The sequence below is a fragment of the Streptomyces triticirhizae genome (assembly GCF_003696235.1).
GTDB lineage: Bacteria > Actinomycetota > Actinomycetes > Streptomycetales > Streptomycetaceae > Streptomyces > Streptomyces triticirhizae.
In genome coordinates this window covers 1-18,704 of sequence record NZ_RFFJ01000060.1, presented here as the reverse complement: position 1 = coordinate 18,704, position 18,704 = coordinate 1, and the positions used below count along the sequence as shown (strand labels likewise).

16 protein-coding genes are annotated in these 18,704 nt (G+C 73.2%); 9 read left to right on the top strand and 7 right to left on the bottom strand.

Annotated features, from left to right (window positions below; all coding sequences use genetic code 11):
• Positions 1 to 8: 8 nt before the first annotated feature.
• Positions 9 to 401 (bottom strand): YciI family protein, encoded by a 393-nt coding sequence (locus EBN88_RS13120; RefSeq protein ID WP_233580638.1) that lies wholly within the window; start codon positions 399 to 401, stop codon positions 9 to 11.
• Between the two features lie 130 nt (positions 402 to 531).
• Here EBN88_RS13120 and EBN88_RS13115 point away from each other — a divergent pair, with 130 nt between their 5' ends.
• The gene (locus tag EBN88_RS13115) at positions 532 to 1,446 is read left to right on the top strand and encodes a PhzF family phenazine biosynthesis protein (protein ID WP_122184037.1); all 915 of its coding nucleotides are present in this window, start codon (positions 532 to 534) and stop codon (positions 1,444 to 1,446) included.
• A gap of 101 nt (positions 1,447 to 1,547) precedes the next feature.
• Here the strand turns inward: EBN88_RS13115 and EBN88_RS13110 are convergent, their stop codons facing one another.
• The 3 genes from EBN88_RS13110 to EBN88_RS13095 all read right to left on the bottom strand — a co-directional run bounded on the left by EBN88_RS13110 (position 1,548) and on the right by EBN88_RS13095 (position 7,785).
• Positions 1,548 to 3,065: a sodium:solute symporter family protein gene (locus EBN88_RS13110; protein WP_122184036.1), complete on the bottom strand. Its 1,518-nt coding sequence runs from the start codon at positions 3,063 to 3,065 to the stop codon at positions 1,548 to 1,550.
• Positions 3,066 to 3,150: 85 nt separating this feature from the next.
• Positions 3,151 to 4,410, bottom strand: a complete 1,260-nt coding sequence (locus tag EBN88_RS13105) for a glucarate dehydratase family protein (protein WP_122184035.1) — start codon at positions 4,408 to 4,410, stop codon at positions 3,151 to 3,153.
• A 480-nt stretch (positions 4,411 to 4,890) separates the two neighbouring features.
• The gene (locus EBN88_RS13095; protein ID WP_122184033.1) at positions 4,891 to 7,785 is read right to left on the bottom strand and encodes an FAD-binding and (Fe-S)-binding domain-containing protein; all 2,895 of its coding nucleotides are present in this window, start codon (positions 7,783 to 7,785) and stop codon (positions 4,891 to 4,893) included.
• Between the two features lie 198 nt (positions 7,786 to 7,983).
• Here EBN88_RS13095 and EBN88_RS13090 point away from each other — a divergent pair, with 198 nt between their 5' ends.
• The 7 genes from EBN88_RS13090 to serC all read left to right on the top strand — a co-directional run bounded on the left by EBN88_RS13090 (position 7,984) and on the right by serC (position 14,774).
• Positions 7,984 to 9,528, top strand: coding sequence for a sensor histidine kinase (locus EBN88_RS13090; protein WP_122184032.1), 1,545 nt, complete (start codon positions 7,984 to 7,986; stop codon positions 9,526 to 9,528).
• Entirely contained in the window at positions 9,525 to 9,986 is a 462-nt protein-coding gene (locus EBN88_RS13085) for a roadblock/LC7 domain-containing protein (protein WP_122184031.1), read from the top strand. Before EBN88_RS13090 ends, EBN88_RS13085 begins: the two co-directional genes overlap by 4 nt.
• Positions 9,983 to 10,339 carry a DUF742 domain-containing protein gene (locus tag EBN88_RS13080; protein WP_122184030.1) on the top strand — a complete coding sequence of 119 codons (357 nt, stop codon included), beginning with the start codon at positions 9,983 to 9,985 and terminating at the stop codon, positions 10,337 to 10,339. The genes EBN88_RS13085 and EBN88_RS13080 overlap by 4 nt, the downstream gene beginning before the upstream one ends.
• Complete coding sequence (locus EBN88_RS13075) at positions 10,320 to 10,928, top strand: GTP-binding protein (protein WP_122184029.1); 609 nt, start codon at positions 10,320 to 10,322, stop codon at positions 10,926 to 10,928. The genes EBN88_RS13080 and EBN88_RS13075 overlap by 20 nt, the downstream gene beginning before the upstream one ends.
• 51 nt (positions 10,929 to 10,979) lie before the next feature.
• The gene (locus EBN88_RS13070) at positions 10,980 to 12,212 is read left to right on the top strand and encodes a cytochrome P450 (RefSeq protein ID WP_122184046.1); all 1,233 of its coding nucleotides are present in this window, start codon (positions 10,980 to 10,982) and stop codon (positions 12,210 to 12,212) included.
• Entirely contained in the window at positions 12,209 to 13,468 is a 1,260-nt protein-coding gene (locus tag EBN88_RS13065) for a cytochrome P450 family protein (protein ID WP_122184028.1), read from the top strand. The genes EBN88_RS13070 and EBN88_RS13065 overlap by 4 nt, the downstream gene beginning before the upstream one ends.
• Positions 13,469 to 13,655: 187 nt before the next feature.
• The gene (gene serC, locus EBN88_RS13060) at positions 13,656 to 14,774 is read left to right on the top strand and encodes a phosphoserine transaminase (protein ID WP_122184027.1); all 1,119 of its coding nucleotides are present in this window, start codon (positions 13,656 to 13,658) and stop codon (positions 14,772 to 14,774) included.
• 93 nt (positions 14,775 to 14,867) lie between these two features.
• Here serC and EBN88_RS13055 read toward each other — a convergent pair whose 3' ends face one another.
• Positions 14,868 to 15,722, bottom strand: coding sequence for an ABC transporter permease (locus EBN88_RS13055; protein WP_122184026.1), 855 nt, complete (start codon positions 15,720 to 15,722; stop codon positions 14,868 to 14,870).
• The gene (locus tag EBN88_RS13050; protein WP_122184025.1) at positions 15,719 to 16,774 is read right to left on the bottom strand and encodes an ATP-binding cassette domain-containing protein; all 1,056 of its coding nucleotides are present in this window, start codon (positions 16,772 to 16,774) and stop codon (positions 15,719 to 15,721) included. The genes EBN88_RS13055 and EBN88_RS13050 overlap by 4 nt, the downstream gene beginning before the upstream one ends.
• Positions 16,775 to 16,862: 88 nt before the next feature.
• Between EBN88_RS13050 and EBN88_RS13045 the strand changes: the two genes are divergently transcribed.
• A complete protein-coding gene (locus tag EBN88_RS13045) occupies positions 16,863 to 17,690 on the top strand; it encodes a TetR/AcrR family transcriptional regulator (protein ID WP_199742344.1) in 828 nt (275 codons plus the stop codon).
• 151 nt (positions 17,691 to 17,841) lie between these two features.
• On the opposite strand, the gene EBN88_RS13040 is transcribed toward EBN88_RS13045, so the two are convergent.
• Positions 17,842 to 18,486, bottom strand: coding sequence for a dihydrofolate reductase family protein (locus EBN88_RS13040; RefSeq protein ID WP_122184023.1), 645 nt, complete (start codon positions 18,484 to 18,486; stop codon positions 17,842 to 17,844).
• Positions 18,487 to 18,704 lie beyond the last annotated feature (218 nt).

Sequence of the window (18,704 nt, the reverse complement as noted above, 5' to 3'; positions counted from 1 at the left end):
TCGCCCGGTCAGGCCGGCGGCTCGGCCGGGATGGCGTGCAGCTCGACCGGCTCGTTGCTGGGGGCGCCGCCGGGGCCGGGACAGGTGGAGATGTGGTGGGCGATCTCGACGGCGCGCTCGTGGCTGGCGACGTCGATCACCCAGTAGCCGGCGAGGAAGTCCTCGGTGACGGCGTGCGGGCCCTCGGTGACCTCGGGCTTCCCGCCGTCGGTGGCGCGGACGGTGGTGACGGCGCTCGGGCCGCCGAGGCCCTGGCCCTCGACCCACTCGCCGCGCTCCTGGAGCTCCTTGTTGAGCGTCTCCATGAAGGTGAACATGGCCCGCATGTCCTCGGGGCTGTAGGCGGCCATGTCGGCGTCGAAGGTGGCGGTCCTGGCGAAGATCTGAACCATGTACCGCATCGGAAGCTCCCTGGGTGGGTGGCGAGTTGCCGGGGTTGTTGTCCTGTTGTCAGGGCAGACCGGGGACCGCGCGGAAACTCATCGGCGGCGCGGGAGAGGGTTTCGCGGGCCCGGTTCGTAGGGTGGGGCGATGAGCACACTTGCCGACGCGCGCGCCTTCCTCATCGCCGACGTCTTCACCGACCGCCCCTTCGGCGGCAACCAGCTGGCGGTGCTGCCGGAGGCCGACGGCCTCACCGACGCCCAGCTCCAGGCGCTGGCGCGGGAGTTCAACTACTCCGAGTCGGTCTTCGTCCTGCCGCCCGAGGACCCGGCGCACAGCGCCAGGCTGCGGATCTTCACGCCGGAGCGGGAGTTGCCGTTCGCCGGGCACCCGACGGTCGGGGCGGCGGCGGTGCTGGTGGGTCAGGGGCTGCTGGACCCGGCGGCGACCGGCGGGCGGGTGCTCTTCGAGGAGGGCGTCGGCCTGGTGGCGGTCGAGGTGGCCGGCTCGTTCGCGCGGCTGACGCTGACCTCGCCGTATCTGCGCGCGGAGGAGCCGCCGGCGCGGGCGGCGGTGGCTGCGGCGCTGTCGCTGCCCGAGGGGGAGGTGCTGGACTGCTGGTACGGCGGGGTGGGGCTGCGGTTCTGCTATGTGCTGCTGACCGGGCGGGACGCGGTGGACCGGGCGGCGCTGGACCGGGCGGCCTGGGCGGCCGGCCTCGCGGGCGGCTGGGCGGAGGATCTCCACGTCGGCGCCGGTGAGTTGGCGGACGGCGGGCGGGTGTACGCGCGGTGCTTCGTGCCGTCGATGGGCGTGCCCGAGGACCCGGCGACCGGCTCGGCGGCGGCCGGGCTGGTCGCGGGGCTGGTCGCGCGGCCGGGGCGGGAGCCGGCCGAGCCGGCGGGCGAGGTGCGGCTCACGGTGGAGCAGGGCGTGGCGATGGGCCGGCCCAGCGTGATCGAGGCGTCGGCCCGCTGGCGGGAGGGCCGGCTGTCGGAGGTCTCGGTGGGCGGCCACACGGTGCTGACCGCGACGGGGCTGGTCTCGCCCGGGCCGGCCTGAGGCGACGCGGGCGGGCCGGGTCCACTCCTCGCGACGGCGGCCGGCGGGCGCCCGGGGTCTCCCCTCCCGGCAGGCGACGGGAGACCCCGGGCGGGTACGGGTCAGCCGGCCGCGACCTCGCTGCGGCCCGGCCGTTCCTCGGAGCCGTCGTCGTCGGGGTCGGTGTTGAGGGACAGCACCAACTCCTCGCTCTCGGCGGTGCCTTCGGGCTTGAGGAAGCCGATGCCCAGGTAGAGCACCAGCGAGGTCAGCAGCGGCAGGCCCACGATCGCGGCCTCCGTCGAGCCGTCGATCTGGTAGCGCACCACGTACCAGACGAGCAGCCCGCCGGCCCAGGAGACGATCGCCGCCGTCGGGCCGATCCTGCGGAACCAGGGCAGCAGCCCCAGCATCAGCGGGATGGAGATCGGCCCCATGGTGGCGGCGACGAGTTGTACCACGGTGTCGAGGACGAAGCCCTCTCCCCTGGTGGTGATCGCGATCGTCATGCTGAGGCTGACGAAGAGCACGGTGGTGACGCGGGCGAACGTCAGCTGGGCGCGCTCGGTGAGGCGGCGGACCTTCGGCACCAGCACGGGCGCGATGTCGCGGGTGATGACGGCGGTGATCACGTTGGAGTCGGAGGCCACCATCGCCATGGTGTGGGAGAAGAACCCGGCCAGCATCAGCCCGATCAGGCCGGCGGGCAACAGCTCCTTGGAGAGCGCCACATAGGACTCCTCGCCGGCGGTCAGCCCGGGCACGATCAGCGGCGCGGCGACCATCGGCAGGAACAGGATCAGCGGCCACACCAGCCAGAGACCGCAGGACAGCAGCGCCGAGCGCCTGGCCTCGGTGCCGGAGGGCGCGGCCATGTAGCGCTGCGCCAGGTTCCACATGCCGCCGTTGTACTCGAAGGTCTTCACGAAGAGGAACGCGATGATCAGCCAGGTGGTGACGGAGCCGGCGACCGGGTCGCCGTGGCCGTCGGGCAGGTCGCCCCACATGGTGAACGGGAAGTCGGCGCCGAGTTCGATCATCACCGCGACCAGCATCGCGAAGCCGGCGACCGCCTGGACCACGAACTGGCCCATGTCGGTCAGCACGTCGGCCCACAGGCCGCCGACCGTCATGTAGGCCATGGTGGCGATGCCGGTGAAGATGATGCCGACCTCCAGCGGGATGTCGGCGAAGCCCTTCAACAGGACGGAGATCGCGACCCACTTGGCGGCGATGTCCACGACCTTGAGCGCGGCGCCGCTGTAGGCGAGGACCTGCTGGGTGGGCAGGTTGTAGCGGCGGGCCAGGTACTCCAGCGGGGACTTCACGTCGTGCTTGGCGCGCAGCCGGTTCCAGCGGGCGGCGAAGAGGAACGCGCCGATGCCGACGCCGAGGCCGATGGTCAGCGGCCACCAGAAGTAGACGGTGATCCCGTCGTTGTAGGCGACGGCGGCGAAGGCCACGAACATCACCGCGCTGTAGCCCGACATGTGGTGCGAGATGCCGGAGAGCCACCACGGTATTCGGCCTCGCGCGGTGAAGAAGTCGGCCACGGTGTGGACGCGTTGCTTGGACCACCAGCCGATGGCGACCACGACGAGGAAGTAGCCGGCGACCACGATCCAGTCGAGTGCGGACATCGCGGCTCCTAAGGGGAGGGGGCGGGGAGGTGGGGGCGGCGGCCGGGTTCGGGCCCGCCGCCTGCGCGCCGGGCCGTGGCCCGACTCACCAGTGCGCGCGCCGGGGCTGGAACGCCGGGTCGGCGCGCCTCATGTAGGCGGTGTCGTCCCGGCGTTCGACGCCGCAGCGCAGGTAGTTCTCGTGCAGCGCGGCCAGCGCGTCCCGGTCGAGTTCGACGCCGAGCCCGGGCGCCTCGGGGAGCGGCACGGCGCCGTCGACGAAGCGGAGGGCGCCCGGGAGAACGACGTCCTGGCCCTGCTGCCAGGGGGTGTGGGTGTCGCAGGCGTGGGTGAGGTTGGGGACGGCGGCGGCCAGGTGGGTCATGGCGGCGAGGCTGATGCCGAGGTGGGTGTTGGAGTGCATGGACAGTTCGAGGCCGAACGTGTCGCAGAGCGCGGCGACCTGGGTGGAGCGCAGCAGGCCGCCCCAGTAGTGGTGGTCGGTGAGGAGCACGCCGATGGCGCCCTGGGCGATGGCGGGCGGCAGGTGCGCGTGGGTGACCACGCACATGTTGGTGGCCAGCCTCATCGGGACCTCGGGCGCGACCTTGGCCATGCCGGCGATCTCGGGGGTCGGGTCCTCCAGGTACTCCAGCACGCCGTCGAGGGCCTTGCCGACGCGGATCGAGGTGGCGGGCGTCCAGGCGGCGTTGGGGTCGATGCGCAGCGGGAGTTCGGGGAACGCGTCGCGCAGCGCGAGCACGGCCTCGATCTCGTCGTCGGGCGGCAGGACGCCGCCCTTGAGCTTGATGGAGCCGAAGCCGTACGCGTCGATGAGGAGTCGGGCCTGGGCGACGATGCCCTCGGGGTCCAGCGCGGCGCCGAACCGGTCCTCGTCCGCGCCGGGGTGGGCGGCCCACTTGTAGAAGAGGTAGGCGCTGTAGGGAACGGCGTCCCGCACCGGGCCGCCGAGCAGGTCGGCGACGCGCAGCCCGGCGGCCCTGCCCCTGATGTCGAGGCAGGCGACCTCGAACGGGGAGAAGACGGCGTCCACGGTCTTCTGGTTGCTGCCGGCGCCGGTCAGGCCGTGCTGGTCGACGAAGACGTCGCCGCCGATGGTGGCGGCGACGGCGGCGTACTGCGCGTGGTGGGCGTGCACGTCGAGCCCGACGAGGGCGGGGGCGACGGCGCGCAGGCGCTCCAGGTGGGAGCGGTCGCCATAGGTCTCGCCCAGGCCGCTGAGCCCTTCGTCGGTGACGACCTCGACGACGGTGCGCAGCGCCCACGGCTCGTGGACGCCGCTCGCGTTGAGGAGGGGCGGGTCGTGGAAGGCGACGGGGGTCAGGTGGATCTCACGTATGCGCATAGCCGACCATTCACATATTTGAATATGGGCCATTCTGGTGAACAGACGCGGCAACTGTAGAAGTGCCCCAAGGGAGCGTCAAGGGTCCGGACAGGGCGAAACGCCCCCGCCGGCCGGGCCCGTGCCCGTTCAGCGGGGTGAACGCGAGGCGGGTGGGCGGGGGTTGGGGGCGCGGGCTGGCGGGAGTTGGGGGGCGGCGGGCGGGGGAGGTGGAGCCGGGGTCGGGGCGCGCGACGGAACGGCCGGGGCGCGGGGGCGCGTGCGGCGCGCGGACCGTTCCCGTTCGGCGCGTCCCGGCCGTTCCCGGGAAAACGCTTCGGACGGCGCCGATAAGGGGCGGTGAATGGGCGCCCACCGCACGCCGGATAAGTCGCGCGCGGGACGGGGCGGGTGGATATCGGCACGTGGGCCCGCGCGGACGCATGGGGAAAATTGAGAATTCAAGAACCGCCCGGCGAGCGAACGGTGCGCGAACCCCCGCTACTTCCCAAGGTGTTCGGCCAGCACCTCCGCGAAGTGCTTCGCCCGCGCCCCGGCCAGCTGGTCGAGTTGCAGCCGGCAGGAGTAGCCGTCCGCCACCAGCACCGTCTCCGCCGGCGCCTGCCGCACCGACGGCAGCAGCTGGTCCTCGGCGCAGGCCACCGAGACCTCGAAGTGCCCCTTCTCGAAGCCGAAGTTCCCCGCGAGACCGCAGCAGCCGGACGACAGCTGGCCGGTGAGCCCCGCCGCCTCGCGCAGCGCCCGGTCGGCGGTGTCGCCCAGCACCGCGTGCTGGTGGCAGTGGGTCTGCCCGGCCACCGGCCGGCCGATCGTCGGCGGGCGCCAGGCGGGCGCGCGCTCGTTCAGGGTCTCGGCGAACGTCCGTACCAGCGCGGCGAGTCGGGCGGCGCGCGGGTCATCGGGCAGCAGCTCCGGCAGGTCCGTGCGGAGCGCGGCGGCGCACGGCGGCTCCAGCACGGACACCGTCCGGCCGGCGTCGATCTCGCCCGCCAGCCGGTCCAGGGTGCGGCGGCCCACCGCCCGCGCCCGGTCAAGCTGCCCGGTGGAGATCTCCGTCAGCCCGCAGCAGACCGCGCCGCGCGGCAGCCGCACCCGAAGCCCCGCGTCGTCGAACACCCGGATCGCGGCCCGACCGGCCTCCGGCGCCAGGTAGTTGGTGAAACTGTCCGGAAACAGCAGCAGGTCGTCCCCCTCGGACCGCCCCTGCCGCGCCCACCAGCGGGTCAACGGCTCGCGCGCCAGCGGCGGGATGGCCCGTTCCGGCGCGATCCCGCCCAGCCGCTTGGCCAGCGCCGCCAACGGCCCCACGCGCGCCGCCACGTTGGCGGGACCCGCCAGCCGCAGCGCCGCCGCCAGCCGCAGCCAGGCGGGCAGCCGGCCCATCGCGTAGTGGGCGGCGGGGCGGCGGCGGCCCGCGTAGTGGTGGTGCAGGAACTCCGCCTTGTAGGTGGCCATGTCCACGCCGACCGGGCAGTCGCTGCGGCAGCCCTTGCAGGACAGGCACAGGTCCAGCGCGTCCCGCACCTCGGGCGAGCGCCAGCCCTCGGTGACGACCTCGCCCAGCAGCATCTCGTGGAGCAGCCTGGCCCGGCCCCTGGTCGAGTGCTCCTCCCGGCCCGTCGCCCGGAACGAGGGGCACATCACGCCCGAACCGCTGCCCGCGTCACGGCACTTGGCGACGCCCACGCAGCGCCGCACCGCCGCCGAGAAGTCCCCGCCGTCCTCCGGATAGGAGAACGCGACGGGCGGCCGGGTCGGCATCCCCACGAAGCGCAGGTTCGCGTCCAGCGGCGCCGGCCGGGCCAGCACGCCCGGGTTGAGGCCGCCGTCCGGGTCCCAGACCGTCTTGAACCGGTCGAAGAGGCCGACCAGTTCGGGCCCGTACATCCTCGGCAGCAGCTCCGAGCGGGCCAGCCCGTCGCCGTGCTCCCCGGAGAGCGAGCCGCCGTGTGCCACCACCAGGTCCGCCAGCTCGGCGCTGAACTCCCGGAACCGCGCCACGCCCCGCTCGGTCAGCAGGTCGAAGTCGATCCGCACATGGATGCAGCCGTCGCCGAAGTGCCCGTAGGGCAGCCCGCGCAGCCCGTGGTCCCGCAGCAGGCCGCGGAACTCCCGCAGATAGGCGCCGAGTCGGGCCGGCGGCACCGCGCAGTCCTCCCAGCCCGGCCACGCCTCGCCGCCGTCCGGCAGCCGGGTCGCGGTGCCCGAGGCGTCCTCCCTGACCCGCCACAGCGCGCGCTGCTCCAGCGGATCGGTCAGCACCGCGCTGCCCGTGGTCTCGCCCGCCGTGGCGCGGCCGATCGCCTCGGCCGCCGCCCTGGCCTCGCCGGGGTCGGCACCGCCGACCTCGACGAAGAGCCAGGCGCCGCCGCGCGGCAGCGCGCCGGCCGCCGGACCGCCCACCAGGTCGGCGGCCATGCCCTCCACGGTCAGCGGCCCGTGCGCCAGCAGCCCGGCGGCGGCCTCGGCGGCCGCGCTCTCCTGCGGATAGCCCAACACCGCCAACGCCCGCGCCGCCGGCGGCGGCACCAGCGCCACCTCCGCCTCGGTCAGCACCCCCAACGTGCCCTCGGAGCCGGTGAACGCGCGCGCCCAGTCCCGACCGCGCTCCGGCAGCAGCTCGTCCAGGGCGTAGCCGGAGATCCGGCGCGGCAGGTCGGGGAACCCGGTGCGCAGCGTCGCCAGTTCGCCGCCCACCAGCGACTCGACGCCGGCCCGCAGCCGCTCGGGAACGCCGGCCCCGCCCCGGCGCAGCTCCGCCTCCTCGCCCCGGTAGGTGAGCACGGTCAGCCGCCGGGTGTTGTCGGCCGTGGTGCCCCAGGCGACCGAGTGCGAGCCGCAGGAGTTGTTGCCGATCATCCCGCCCAGCGTGCACCGGCTGTGGGTGGACGGGTCGGGGCCGAACGTCAGCCCGTGCCGGGCCGCCGCGGACCGCAGCGTGTCGCAGATCACGCCCGGCTCCACCACGGCGGTGCGGGACTCGGGGTCGACGGAGCGGACCCGGTTCATGTGGCGGGTGAAGTCCAGCACCAGGCCGAGACCCGTGGCCTGCCCGGCGATGCTGGTGCCGCCGCCCCGCGCCACCACCGGAACGCCGTGCTCGCGGGCCACCGCCAGCGCGGCGGCCACGTCCTCGGCGTCCCTGGGCGCCACCACGCCGAGCGGCACCCGCCGGTAGTTGGAGGCGTCCATGGTGGTCAACGCCCGGCTGCCCGCGTCGAGTTCGACCTCGCCCCGCACCCGGGCGGCGAGCGCGGCTGCCAGCTCCGCCGCCTCGGCCGGGACCGCCCCGCGCCCGCCGTTCCCGCCCTTACCCGCGTCCTCGCCGTGCCCGCTGTTCCCGCGATGGCCCGTCGTTCGCCTCAGCCGTTCCATAACTCCCAGCCTGCACCATTTCCGCAGGGTTACCCCGGGGATCTCGCGGGCCTCTCCCGGCCGCTTTCGCGTGTCGGAGCGTCAGAACACACAGAAAGCACACGCAATTCCAATGGGCGTGACGCCAATCGGCTCGTCAACTCACCCTATAGTGTTGGCGAATTACCGCCCCCTGACGTCCCCCGAGGTCCCCGTTTCATGACAGCGCACACCCGGCCGGAGCGCCGGAGGCCGAAGCGCCCGGCGAAGCGTCAGATGCTGCTCGCCCTGTTGATCACCCTGGCCGCCACCGGCCTGGCCTGGACCCTCGCGGTCTATCTGGCGCCCGAGTCGGTCCGGGTCCCCCTGGCCTGGGGGGCCGGCGCGGGCGCGCTCGCCCTCTGCGTCGCGGTGCCGTGGGCCGCCCACGGCCGAGCCGAAACGCGGCGCTTGACAGAGGAGTTGGCGGCCCACAGGCGCCGCCTGGACGAGTTCGCCGACACCGAGGTGACGGCGCTCGTCGAACGGCTGCGCGGCGGCGCGTCCACCGCCACCGCGCTCGGCGCCAGCCGGCCGGAGAACGCCGCCGAGGAGCGCGTGCTGCGCGCCCTGGCCGAGGAGGTCGGCCGCGCCGAGGCCGGCAGGGCCGCGGCCCTCGCCGCCGGCGCCGGCGCCGGCGCCCGCCTCCAGGCCCTCACCCTCAGCATGTTGGCGGAGCTGCGCGAGATGGAACATCGGCACACCGACGAGGACGTCCTCGGCGACCTGCTGCTGATCGACCACCGCACCGCGCAGGCCGGCCGCCTCGCGGACAGCATCGCGGTGCTCACCGGCGCCCGCTCCGGGCGGCGTTGGTCCAAGCCGATCGTGATGGAGAGCATCATCCGGGGCGCCATGGGCCGGATCGGCGGCTACCAGCGGGTCCGCTCGCACTCCACGGTGAACGTCGCCGTCGCCGGCCACGCCGCCGAGGGCGTGATGCACGCGCTCGCCGAGATCCTGGACAACGCCGCCAACTTCTCGCCGCCGACGGCCGAGGTGCACGTCTATGTCGAGGAGGTTCCCGCCGGCGTCGTGATCACCGTCGAGGACAGCGGCCTGGTGATGAGCGACGTGGCGCTGCGCCGCGCCGAACGCGCCGTCTCCGACGAGCCGTTGGACCTCGCCTCGCTCTCCGGCACCCGGCTCGGCCTGGCCGTCGTCGGCGTGCTGGCCCGCAAGTACGGGCTGAAGGTCAGCTTCCGTCCCTCGGCCAGGGGCGGCACCGGCGTGCTGCTGATGATCCCTCAGGAGCTGCTCAGCCGCCCCCGCGCCGCCGACGAGCCCCTCGGCTTCGCGGCCGCCACCACCCCCGTGCCGGCCGCCCAGGCGCCCGAGCCCAAGCCCGAGCCCGCACCCGAGCCGGCCCCCGCGCCCGCGCCGGTCGAGGCGCCGCCGGCCCCCGAGCCGGTGGCGGCCGACGACCGGCCGCTGCCCACCAGGGAGCACGCCCCCGCCGAGTCCTCCACCACCGACGAGCTGCCGCAGTTCGGCGAGAGCGGCCTGCCCAAGCGCCGCAGGGGCCGCACCCTGGCCGCCGCCCACCGGCAGGAGCGCGCCCGCGCCGAGCGCGACAGCGGGCCCGCGCCCACGCACTCCCCGGCCGAGTCCGCCGCCAGGTTCGGTGCCTTCCGCCAGGCCCTCCAGGGCCGGGACCGGGCCGCCGGTGAACCGACCGCACCCTCCCCCCGAGAAGAGTCCCACCCGGAGGAACACACCCCATGACCACACCATCCGCCGGGACCCGGCATCACCCCTCCCTCTCAGCGACGGCGGACGAGCGGCTCAACTGGCTGCTGGAGCGGCTGCTCGACCGCACCCCCGGAGCACGGCACGCGCTCGTGCTGTCCCGGGACGGCCTCAAGCTCTGTCGCACCCCCGAGCTGTCCGAGGACCAGGCCGACCAGTTGGCCGCGATCGCCGCCGGCATCCAGAGCCTCTCGCACGGCGCCTCCATCGAGTTCGGCGACGGCTCGGGCGGGGTCCGCCAGTCGATGACCGAGTTCTACGGCGGCATCCTCTTCATCGTGGAGGCCGGCGACGGCGCCCATCTGGCCATCGTCGCCGACCAGCACGCCGACGTCGGGGTCATCGGGCACAACATGAACGAGCTGGTCGAGCAGCTCGGCGAGTACCTCAGCGCCGCGCCCCGCAGGCCCGGCGAAGGGAACGACACCGCATGAGCCGCCCGGGGCGCGACGAGGACCCCGACCGCCTCTACACCGTGACCCGGGGCCGCAGCCGGGCGTCGTCCGACGCCTTCGACCTGGTCACCCTGGTGGTGAGCGAGTCGGAGCCGTCGCCGGGGATGCAGTCGGAGCACATCCGCATCCTGCGGATGTGCCAGTACCCGACAGCCGTGGTGGAGATCTCGGCCGAGCTGAAGCTCCCGATCACGGTCGTCCGCATCCTGCTGAGCGACCTGCTCGACTCGGGCCTGATCACCGCCCGGCACCCCCAGACGGCCCGCGCGGCCGCACACCTACCCGACTCGAATCTCCTTGAGCAGGTGCTCGTTGGACTCCGCAACCTCTGACCGCCCGGCCGCCCGCACCCCACTCGGCAGGTCAGCCGACAACGGTCTGAAGATCGTGGTCGTCGGCGGCTTCGGCGTGGGCAAGACCACCATGGTGCGTTCCGTCAGCGACATCAGGCCGCTGAACACCGAGGAGGTGATGACCCGCGCCGGGGAACGGGTCGACGACGTCTCCGCGATCCAGGGCAAGACCTCCACCACGGTCGCCTTCGACTTCGGCCGGATCGCGCTCAACGAGCGCACCGTCCTCTACCTCTTCGGCGCCCCGGGTCAGGAGCGCTTCTGGTTCCTCTGGGACCGGCTCTTCGCCGGCACCCTGGGCGCCGTGGTGCTGGTGGACACCCGGCGGCTGGCCGACTCCTGGTACGCGATCGACCGCCTCGAACACCACGGCACCCCGTTCATCGTGGCGCGCAACGACTTCGGCGGGCCGCGCCACACGCACGAGCAGGTGCGTGACGCGCTGGACCTGCCCGAACACGTCCCGCTCATCGACTGCGACGCCCGCTCCCGTCCGTCCAGCAAGAACGTGCTGATCACGCTCGTGGAACACCTGCACGCTCTGTCCACCGCCCAGGAGAGCAGCTAAGTGAGCACCCCCGCCTCCCCCTCGTCGTCGCCAGCGGGTTCGGTGCCCGGCCTGGCCCCGGACGCCGTGCCGCTCAGCGGCGAGCGCTTCCACACCGACCCGCACGCGCTGTACCGGGAGATGCGCCAGCGGCACGGCGCGGTCGTGCCGATCGTGCTGCCCGGCGACGTCCCGGCGTGGCTGGTGATCGGCTACCGGGAGCTGCACCAACTCCTCAGCGACTCCCAGCTGTTCAGCCGGGACTCGGACCTGTGGAACCAGTGGGACAACATCCCCGACGACTGGCCGCTGCTGCCGATGATCGGGCACAAGCAGCCGTCGATCCTCTACACCGTGGGCGAGGCGCACACCCGGCGGGTCGCGGTGATCAACGACGCGCTGGAGGCCGTGGACCAGATCGAGCTGCGGAAGATCGTCGAGCAGCTGGCCGACGGGCTGATCGACCGGATCTGCGGCCAGGGCGAGGCGGAGCTGATCGGGGACTTCGCCACGCTGCTGCCGATCCTGGTGCTGGCCAAGATCTTCGGCTTCCCGGACGAGGAGGGCCCCTCGGTGGGTCAGGCCCTCCACGACATGATCGACGGCGGCGAGAACGCGATCGCCGGGCAACAACACCTGCTCGGTTCCATGCGAAGGTTGCTCGCGGCGCGCCGGGTGCGGCCGGCGGCCGACGTGGCCAGCCGGATGCTGGCCAACCCCCGGGGCTTCTCCGACGAGGAGTTGGTGCAGGACCTGATGGTGATGTCGGCCGCCGGCCACCAGCCGACGGTGGACTGGATCGGCAACACCCTGCGCCTGATGCTCACCGACGACCGGTTCGCCGCCTCGTTCTTCGGCGGCCGCAACAGCGTGGCCGAGGCCATGCGGGAGGTGCTCTGGGAGGACACGCCCAGCCAGATCATCGCCGGCCGGTGGGCCACCAGGGACACCCGGCTGGCCGACCGGCACATCAGGGCCGGCGACCTGTTGGTGCTCGGCTTCCAGGGCGCCAACGACGACCCGCAGGTGCGGGTCCATCAGCACGGGGGGTCCGGCGGGCTGACCGGGGGCAACAACGCGTTCTTCTCCTTCAGCCACGGAGATCACCGCTGCCCGTTTCCAGCGATGGAAATCGCGGAAGTCATCGCCAGGGGCGGAATCGAGGTGATCCTCGATCGGCTGCCCGACATGGACCTGTCCGTACCACCGGCGTCACTCGTCCGGCGGCCTTCACCCTGGCTGCGGGGCATGACCGCGCTGCCGGTGCGTTTCACACCGACCCCCGCACTTGGAGGCCAGAGATGAGCTGTCCCGTCCACCACACCGCCGACTCCCCAGGCGCCGACACCATCGTGCTCGACCCGCTGGTACGCGACCTGGAGGGCGAGGGAGCGGCGCTGCTGGCGGCCGGGCCCATCGCCAGGGTCGAACTCCCGGGCGGCGTCCCGGTGTTGGCGGTCACCCACCACGCCGAGGCCCGCAGGCTGCTGAACGACCCCCGGCTGGTGAAGGACATCAACGTCTGGAACGCCTGGCAGCGCGGCGAGATCTCCCAGGAGTGGCCGCTGATCGGGCTGGCCGCCCCGCCGCGTTCCATGCTCACCGTGGACGGCGCCGAACACCGCAGGCTGCGCGCCAAGGTGGCGCAGGCGCTCACCCCGCGCCGGGTGCAGCTGCTGCGGCCGGGCGTCGAGCGCATCACGGCGCGGCTGCTGGCCGGTCTTGAGGCCCAGCCGGTCGGCGAACCGGTGGACCTCAAGGCGCACTTCGCCTACCCGCTGCCGATGGCGGTGGTCTCCGAGCTGATGGGCATCAAGGAGTCCGACCAGCCCGAACTCCGCTCGCTCTTCGAGGAGTTCTTCAACACCCAGACGCCGCCGGCGCGGGTCCCGAAGATGATCGCCGAGCTGCACGACATCTTCGCCAGGACCGTCGACGAGAAGCGCGCCAACCCGGGCGACGACCTGACCAGCGCGCTGATCCTCGCCGACGACGGGGGCGCGCGGATGACGGATGACGAGATCACCAACACCCTCCAGCTGATGATCGCGGCGGGTCACGAGACCACCATCGCGCTGATCAACAACGCGGTGCGCGGGCTGCTCTCGAACCCCGACCAGAAGGCGCTCGTGCTGAACGGCGAGATCCCCTGGGAGACCGTCATCGAGGAGACGCTGCGCTGGTCCTCGCCGACCTCGCACGTGCTGATCCGCTTCGCCACCGAGGACATCGAGGTGGGCGACACGGTGATCCCCAAGGGCGAGGGCCTGATCACCTCCTATGTGGCGATCGGCTGGGACGAGAAGCAACACGGGCCGACCGCCCGCGAGTTCGACATCACCCGGCCGACCCCGATCCGGCACATGTCGTTCGGGCACGGGCCCCACGTCTGCCCGGGCGCGCCGCTCTCCCGGCTGGAGGCGGCGGTGGCGCTGCCCGCACTCTTCGAGCGCTTCCCCGGCCTGGCGCCCGCCGTTCCCGACGAGACCCTGCGGCGCCGGCCCAACGTCACCCAGAACGACCTCTACCAACTGCCGGTGCTGCTGCACGGCGCGCGCTGACGCGCGGGCGCGCGCTCACGCGTGGCGCACGCCGATCCGCCGCCCGGCGGCGGCCGACGGGCCCCGGGCGGGCCACCGACGAGCCGCTGCCGGGCCGCTGCCTGACCACGTTCCACGAGCCGGAGCGACGTGTCTCACCCCCCGGACGATGTGCCGGGAGCACCGGGAAGGGACTACGCTCCGGCTCGTGGCCGATATCGAGATTCCCGCTGAGATCAAGCCCGCCGACGGCCGGTTCGGGTCGGGCCCATCCAAGGTGCGCGTCGAGGCGCTGAACGCCCTGGCGGCGACCGGCGACTCCCTGCTCGGCACCTCCCACCGCAAGGCGCCCGTGAAGAACCTGGTGCGCCGCGTGCGGGAGGGCGTGTCCGCGCTGTTCTCCCTGCCCGACGGCTACGAGGTGGTGCTCGGCAACGGCGGCTCCACCGCGTTCTGGGACATCGCCACCCACGGGCTGATCGAGGCCAAGTCGCAGCACCCGTCGTTCGGCGAGTTCTCGGCCAAGTTCGCCAAGGCCGCCAGCAAGGCGCCCTGGCTGGACGAGCCCACCGTGGTCGCGGCGGACCCGGGCACCTTCGCCCAGCCGCGCGCCGAGCGCGGCGTGGACGCCTACGCGCTCACCCAGAACGAGACCTCAACCGGCGTGGCGGCCCCGGTCCGCCGGGTGGCGGGCGCGGACGAGGGCTCGCTGGTGCTGGTGGACGCGACCTCGGGCGCGGGCGGCCTGCCGGTGGACATCACGGAGACCGACGCGTACTACTTCGCGCCCCAGAAGTCCTTCGCCGCCGACGGCGGGCTGTGGATCGCGGTCCTCTCGCCGAAGGCGATCGAGCGGGTGGAGCGGATCGCGGCCTCCGGCCGGCACATCCCGGAGTTCCTGTCGCTGCCCACCGCGATCGACAACTCCCGCAAGGACCAGACGTACAACACCCCGGCCGTGGCCACCCTCTTCCTGCTGGCCGACCAGTTGGAGTGGATCAACGGCCAGGGCGGCCTCGACTGGGCCGTCGGCCGGACCGCCGACTCGTCCGGTCGGCTGTACTCCTGGGCGGAGAAGGCCGAGTTCGCCTCCCCGTTCGTCACGGACCCCGAGGCGCGCTCGCAGGTCGTCGGCACCATCGACTTCGCCGACGGCGTGGACGCCGCGAAGATCGCGTCCGTGCTGCGCGCCAACGGCGTGGTGGACACCGAGCCGTACCGCAAGCTGGGCCGCAACCAGCTGCGCATCGCGATGTACCCGGCGGTCACCCCCGACGACGTCGAGGCCCTGACCCACTGCGTCGACTACGTCGCCGAGCGCCTCTGACCCCGGGCCCGCGCGCCCGCGCACCCAGGCCGGTGGCCCGGCGCCGCTCCCGTTCCCGGGTGGGCGCCGGGCCACCGGCGGGTCCTGGAGGGCTCAGCGGCCCAGCCCCTGGTAGCGGCGGACGGCGAGGGGGACGAAGACCGCCGTGATGACCAGGGGCCAGACGACCGCCATCAGCAGCGCGTTCTGCTCGATCCAACTGTCGCCGGTGGGCAGCGGGTTGCCGAACAGGTCGCGGATCGCGTTGGCCGTGGAGGAGACCGGGTTCCACATCGCGATGGCGCCCAGCCAGTCCGGCATCATCGACGGCGGGGTGAAGACGCTGGAGACCATCCCGAACGGGAACGCCACCGCGAACAGGTTCCCCGCGACCTCCTGGTTGGGCGTGATCAGCCCCAGGAAGACGCCGATCCAGATCAGCGCGAACCGCAGCAGCAGCAACAGCCCGAACGCGCCCAGCGTCGCCCACGGTCCGCCGTCCGAGCGCCAGCCGATCACCAGCGCGATGACCGCCATCACCAGCAGGTCGAACGACGCCTGGATCACGTCCGAGACCCCGCGCCCGGCGACCACGGCCGACGGGGCCATGGGCATGGAACGGAACCGGTCGGTGATGCCGCGTTCCTTCTCGATCACGACCGCCATCGCGGTGTTCATGAAGCCGAACGCCATGGTCATCGCGAAGAGGCCCGGCATCGCGAACGACTTGTAGTCGGCCCCGTCGCCGACGTCCATCGCGCTGCCGAAGACATAGACGAAGAGCAGCACCGAGACGATCGGGAAGCCCAACTGCCAGGCGATCATGGACGGTTGCCGGACGAGGTGGGTCAACTCGCGGCGGACGATGGTCAGGCAGTCGGTGACGGCCCAGTAGAGGCGGCGCTCAGGGCCCGTGTCGTCGAAGTCGAGCGGCGGCCGGTGCTGCTGACCGGGGACTGTGGTGCTCATCGGATCGTCTCCTCGTCCAACGGGGCGGTCGTCTCCTGTGCCGGGGCGGTCCTGTCCCCGTGCGGCGGGGCGGTCGTCGCGTCCGCCTCGCTTCCGGCGGGCGCCCGCTCGCCGCCGGTGAGGCGGAGGAACACCTCGTCGAGGGTGGGGCGGCGCAGCCCGATGTCGACCACGGCGATGCCGCGTTCCTCCAACTCCCTGACCACGGCCGTCAACGCGGCCACCCCGTCGGCGACCGGGGTGTGCACCCGCAGCGCCTCCTCGTCGCGCTCGGGGCCGACGCCGCGCGTCACCCTGGCCATGGTCTTGACCGTCTGCGGCAGGTCGACGGGGTCGGAGAGCACCACCTCCAGCCGGTCGCCGCCGACCGCGCGCTTGAGGCCGGCTGGGGTGTCCTCGGTGATGTTGCGGCCCTGGTCGATCAGCGCGATCCGGTCGGAGAGCTGGTCGGCCTCGTCCAGGTAGTGGGTCGTGAGCAGCACGGTGGTGCCGCCTGCTGCGAGCGACCGCACGGCGTTCCAGACCTCGCTCCGGCCGCGCGGGTCGAGCCCGGTGGTGGGCTCGTCGAGGAAGAGGACCTGCGGCGCCAGGATCATGCTGGCGGCCAGGTCGAGCCGGCGGCGCATCCCGCCGCTGAAGCCCTTGACCTGCTGGTCGGCGGCCTCGGAGAGGCTGAACTGCTCCAGCAGCTCCTCGGCGCGGCGGGCGGCGGTGGCGTGGTCCAGGTGGAAGAGGCGGCCGAACATCCGCAGGTTCTGCCGGGCGTTGAGGATCTCGTCCACCGCCGCGTTCTGCCCGGTCAGCCCGATCCTTCGGCGGACCCGGGCCGGCTCGGCCCGCACGTCGACGCCCGCCACCTCGGCCCGGCCGCCGTCGGCGCGCAGCAGCGTGGAGAGTATCCGCACCGATGTGGTCTTGCCCGCGCCGTTCGGCCCGAGCAGACCCAGCACGGTGCCCCGACGAACGGCCAGGTCGAGCCCGTCGAGGGCGACCTTGTCGCCGTAGCGCTTGCGCAGCCCCTCCGCCACCACCGAGTACTCGGATGCCCCCATGCCCTGCTCCCCTCACGAACTGAGTACGCCGTACCCAATCTAGCGTACGGTGTACGCGATGTGTCGAACGGGTTTTAGGATGGCGGTGATGACATCGGAGATCGAGCAGGACCGTGCCGCCATCACCCGCAGCCTGGAGCTGTTGTGGCGAGGGCGCGGTCCGCGCAGCCGGGGGCCCAAGCCGGGGCTCTCGCTGGAGGCGATCGTCTCCGCCGCCGTGACCCTGGCCGACCGCGAGGGGCTCAACGCGCTCTCCATGCGCAAGGTCGCGGCCGAGCTGGGCGTCGGCACGATGTCGCTCTACCGCTATGTGCCGGGCAAGGCCGAGCTGTTGAACCTGATGCTTGACCATGTCTCGGCCCCCGATGACCCCGAGGCGCTCAAGGTCCACGAGACGCCCGGCGAACCTCCGGCGGAGGGGTGGCGCGCCCGGCTGGAACGGATCGGGCTCGGCACCTACCGGCTCTACCTCGACCACCCCTGGCTGCTCCAGGTCAACCAGGCCCGGCCGCTGCTGGGGCCCAACGCCCTGCTCGGCTTCGAGTACGCGCTGGCCTCCCTGAACGGGCTCGGCCTCACCGGGCCCGAGAAGATCCAGATCATCGTGACCCTCGACGCCTATGTCACCGGCCTCGCCCGCCACTATGTGCTGCTGCGCCAGGCCGGCGAGGAGTCGGGGATCTCGGACGAGGAGTTCTGGGAGGCCCAGGGCCCGGCGATCGAGGGGGCGCTGACCAGCGGCGACTTCCCGCATGTGATGAGCCTGGGCACCGACGCGTTCTCCACGCCGGCCGAGGAGATCCTCAACTTCGGGCTCACCCGGGTGTTGGACGGCATCGCGACGTTCGTCGCCGCGTGCCAGGCGGGCCGCCCGCAGGGCGCGCCCGACCCGGGCACCGCCGGCAGCTGCGACTGACGACCGCCCGGCGGGTCCTGGCCTGCCGGCCAGGCCGGCGGGCGACGGTGGGCCCTGGCCGGCAGGCGACGACGGACGGGCGGGCGACGGTGGACGGCCGGGCGGGCGACGGTGGACCGCCGGTGCCGGCCTGCCTCAGCCGGCCGGCGGCTCAGCCGGCCGGCGGCCCGGCGGGGTCGGAACCCCGAACGCGGTACACGAGATGCGTGGCGTGCGGCGACTCCACCACCCGGACGATCTCCAGCGGTCGGGCTCCGGCACCGGCCTCGATCGGGAGCTGCCCGAAGAGCCGCGTCCCGCCGCCCAACAGACAGGGCGCCAGGTGGAGATGGATCTCGTCGACCACCCCGGCCGCCACGCTCTGCGCGCAGACGCTGGCCCCGCCCATCACCACGACGTTCCGCTCGCCGGCGACCGCCTTGGCCCGTTCGACGGCGGCCGCCACGCCCTCCGTGACAAAGGTGAAGTCGCCCGTCAGCCGCATCCGTTCCGGCGGACGGTGGGTCACCACGAAGTAGGGCGGCTGAACGGTATGGTCACGCCGGCCGCCATAGCCCATCTCCTCGTTCCAACCCCACGGGCCGTCCACCACGTCGAAGAGGCGCCGGCCCATCACCACCGCGCCGGTCTCCCGGTACGCCTCCTCCAGCACCGCCCGATCGTCGGCCGTCCCCTCCATCACCCAGGTGTGGATCGGCTCGCCGCCGACACCGAGCCCGCGCTCGGGCCCCGCCCCCGGGGCGGTGACATAGCCGTCCACGGACACCGTGATGTCCACGACCACCAGGCCGCCCATGGTCACCACTTCCTCTCACCGGAGGCCGCCCGTCCTTCGGGCACGCCTGACCGTGGGACCGGGCGGGGAACGCGAACTCATCGCCCGCGCACCCGGCCGAGCACCCACCGGCGGAGCGCGCGGCACCGACTCCGGCGCGCGATGCCACGCGCCGGCGCGAAGCCCCACCGGTCGCGCGCCCCGCCGCCCGGGGCACGCCGGCCTGCCGGCCGGGCACG

Excerpts from the sequence above, each read along its gene's own strand:
- EBN88_RS13120 (WP_233580638.1), bottom strand. The coding sequence starts at position 401 with ATGCGGTACATGGTTCAGATCTTCGCCAGGACCGCCACCTTCGACGCC.
- EBN88_RS13115 (WP_122184037.1), top strand. The coding sequence starts at position 532 with ATGAGCACACTTGCCGACGCGCGCGCCTTCCTCATCGCCGACGTCTTC.
- EBN88_RS13110 (WP_122184036.1), bottom strand. The coding sequence starts at position 3,065 with ATGTCCGCACTCGACTGGATCGTGGTCGCCGGCTACTTCCTCGTCGTG.
- EBN88_RS13105 (WP_122184035.1), bottom strand. The coding sequence starts at position 4,410 with ATGCGCATACGTGAGATCCACCTGACCCCCGTCGCCTTCCACGACCCG.
- EBN88_RS13095 (WP_122184033.1), bottom strand. The coding sequence starts at position 7,785 with ATGGAACGGCTGAGGCGAACGACGGGCCATCGCGGGAACAGCGGGCAC.
- EBN88_RS13090 (WP_122184032.1), top strand. The coding sequence starts at position 7,984 with ATGACAGCGCACACCCGGCCGGAGCGCCGGAGGCCGAAGCGCCCGGCG.
- EBN88_RS13085 (WP_122184031.1), top strand. The coding sequence starts at position 9,525 with ATGACCACACCATCCGCCGGGACCCGGCATCACCCCTCCCTCTCAGCG.
- EBN88_RS13080 (WP_122184030.1), top strand. The coding sequence starts at position 9,983 with ATGAGCCGCCCGGGGCGCGACGAGGACCCCGACCGCCTCTACACCGTG.
- EBN88_RS13065 (WP_122184028.1), top strand. The coding sequence starts at position 12,209 with ATGAGCTGTCCCGTCCACCACACCGCCGACTCCCCAGGCGCCGACACC.
- EBN88_RS13055 (WP_122184026.1), bottom strand. The coding sequence starts at position 15,722 with ATGAGCACCACAGTCCCCGGTCAGCAGCACCGGCCGCCGCTCGACTTC.
- EBN88_RS13050 (WP_122184025.1), bottom strand. The coding sequence starts at position 16,774 with ATGGGGGCATCCGAGTACTCGGTGGTGGCGGAGGGGCTGCGCAAGCGC.
- EBN88_RS13045 (WP_199742344.1), top strand. The coding sequence starts at position 16,863 with ATGACATCGGAGATCGAGCAGGACCGTGCCGCCATCACCCGCAGCCTG.
- EBN88_RS13040 (WP_122184023.1), bottom strand. The coding sequence starts at position 18,486 with ATGGGCGGCCTGGTGGTCGTGGACATCACGGTGTCCGTGGACGGCTAT.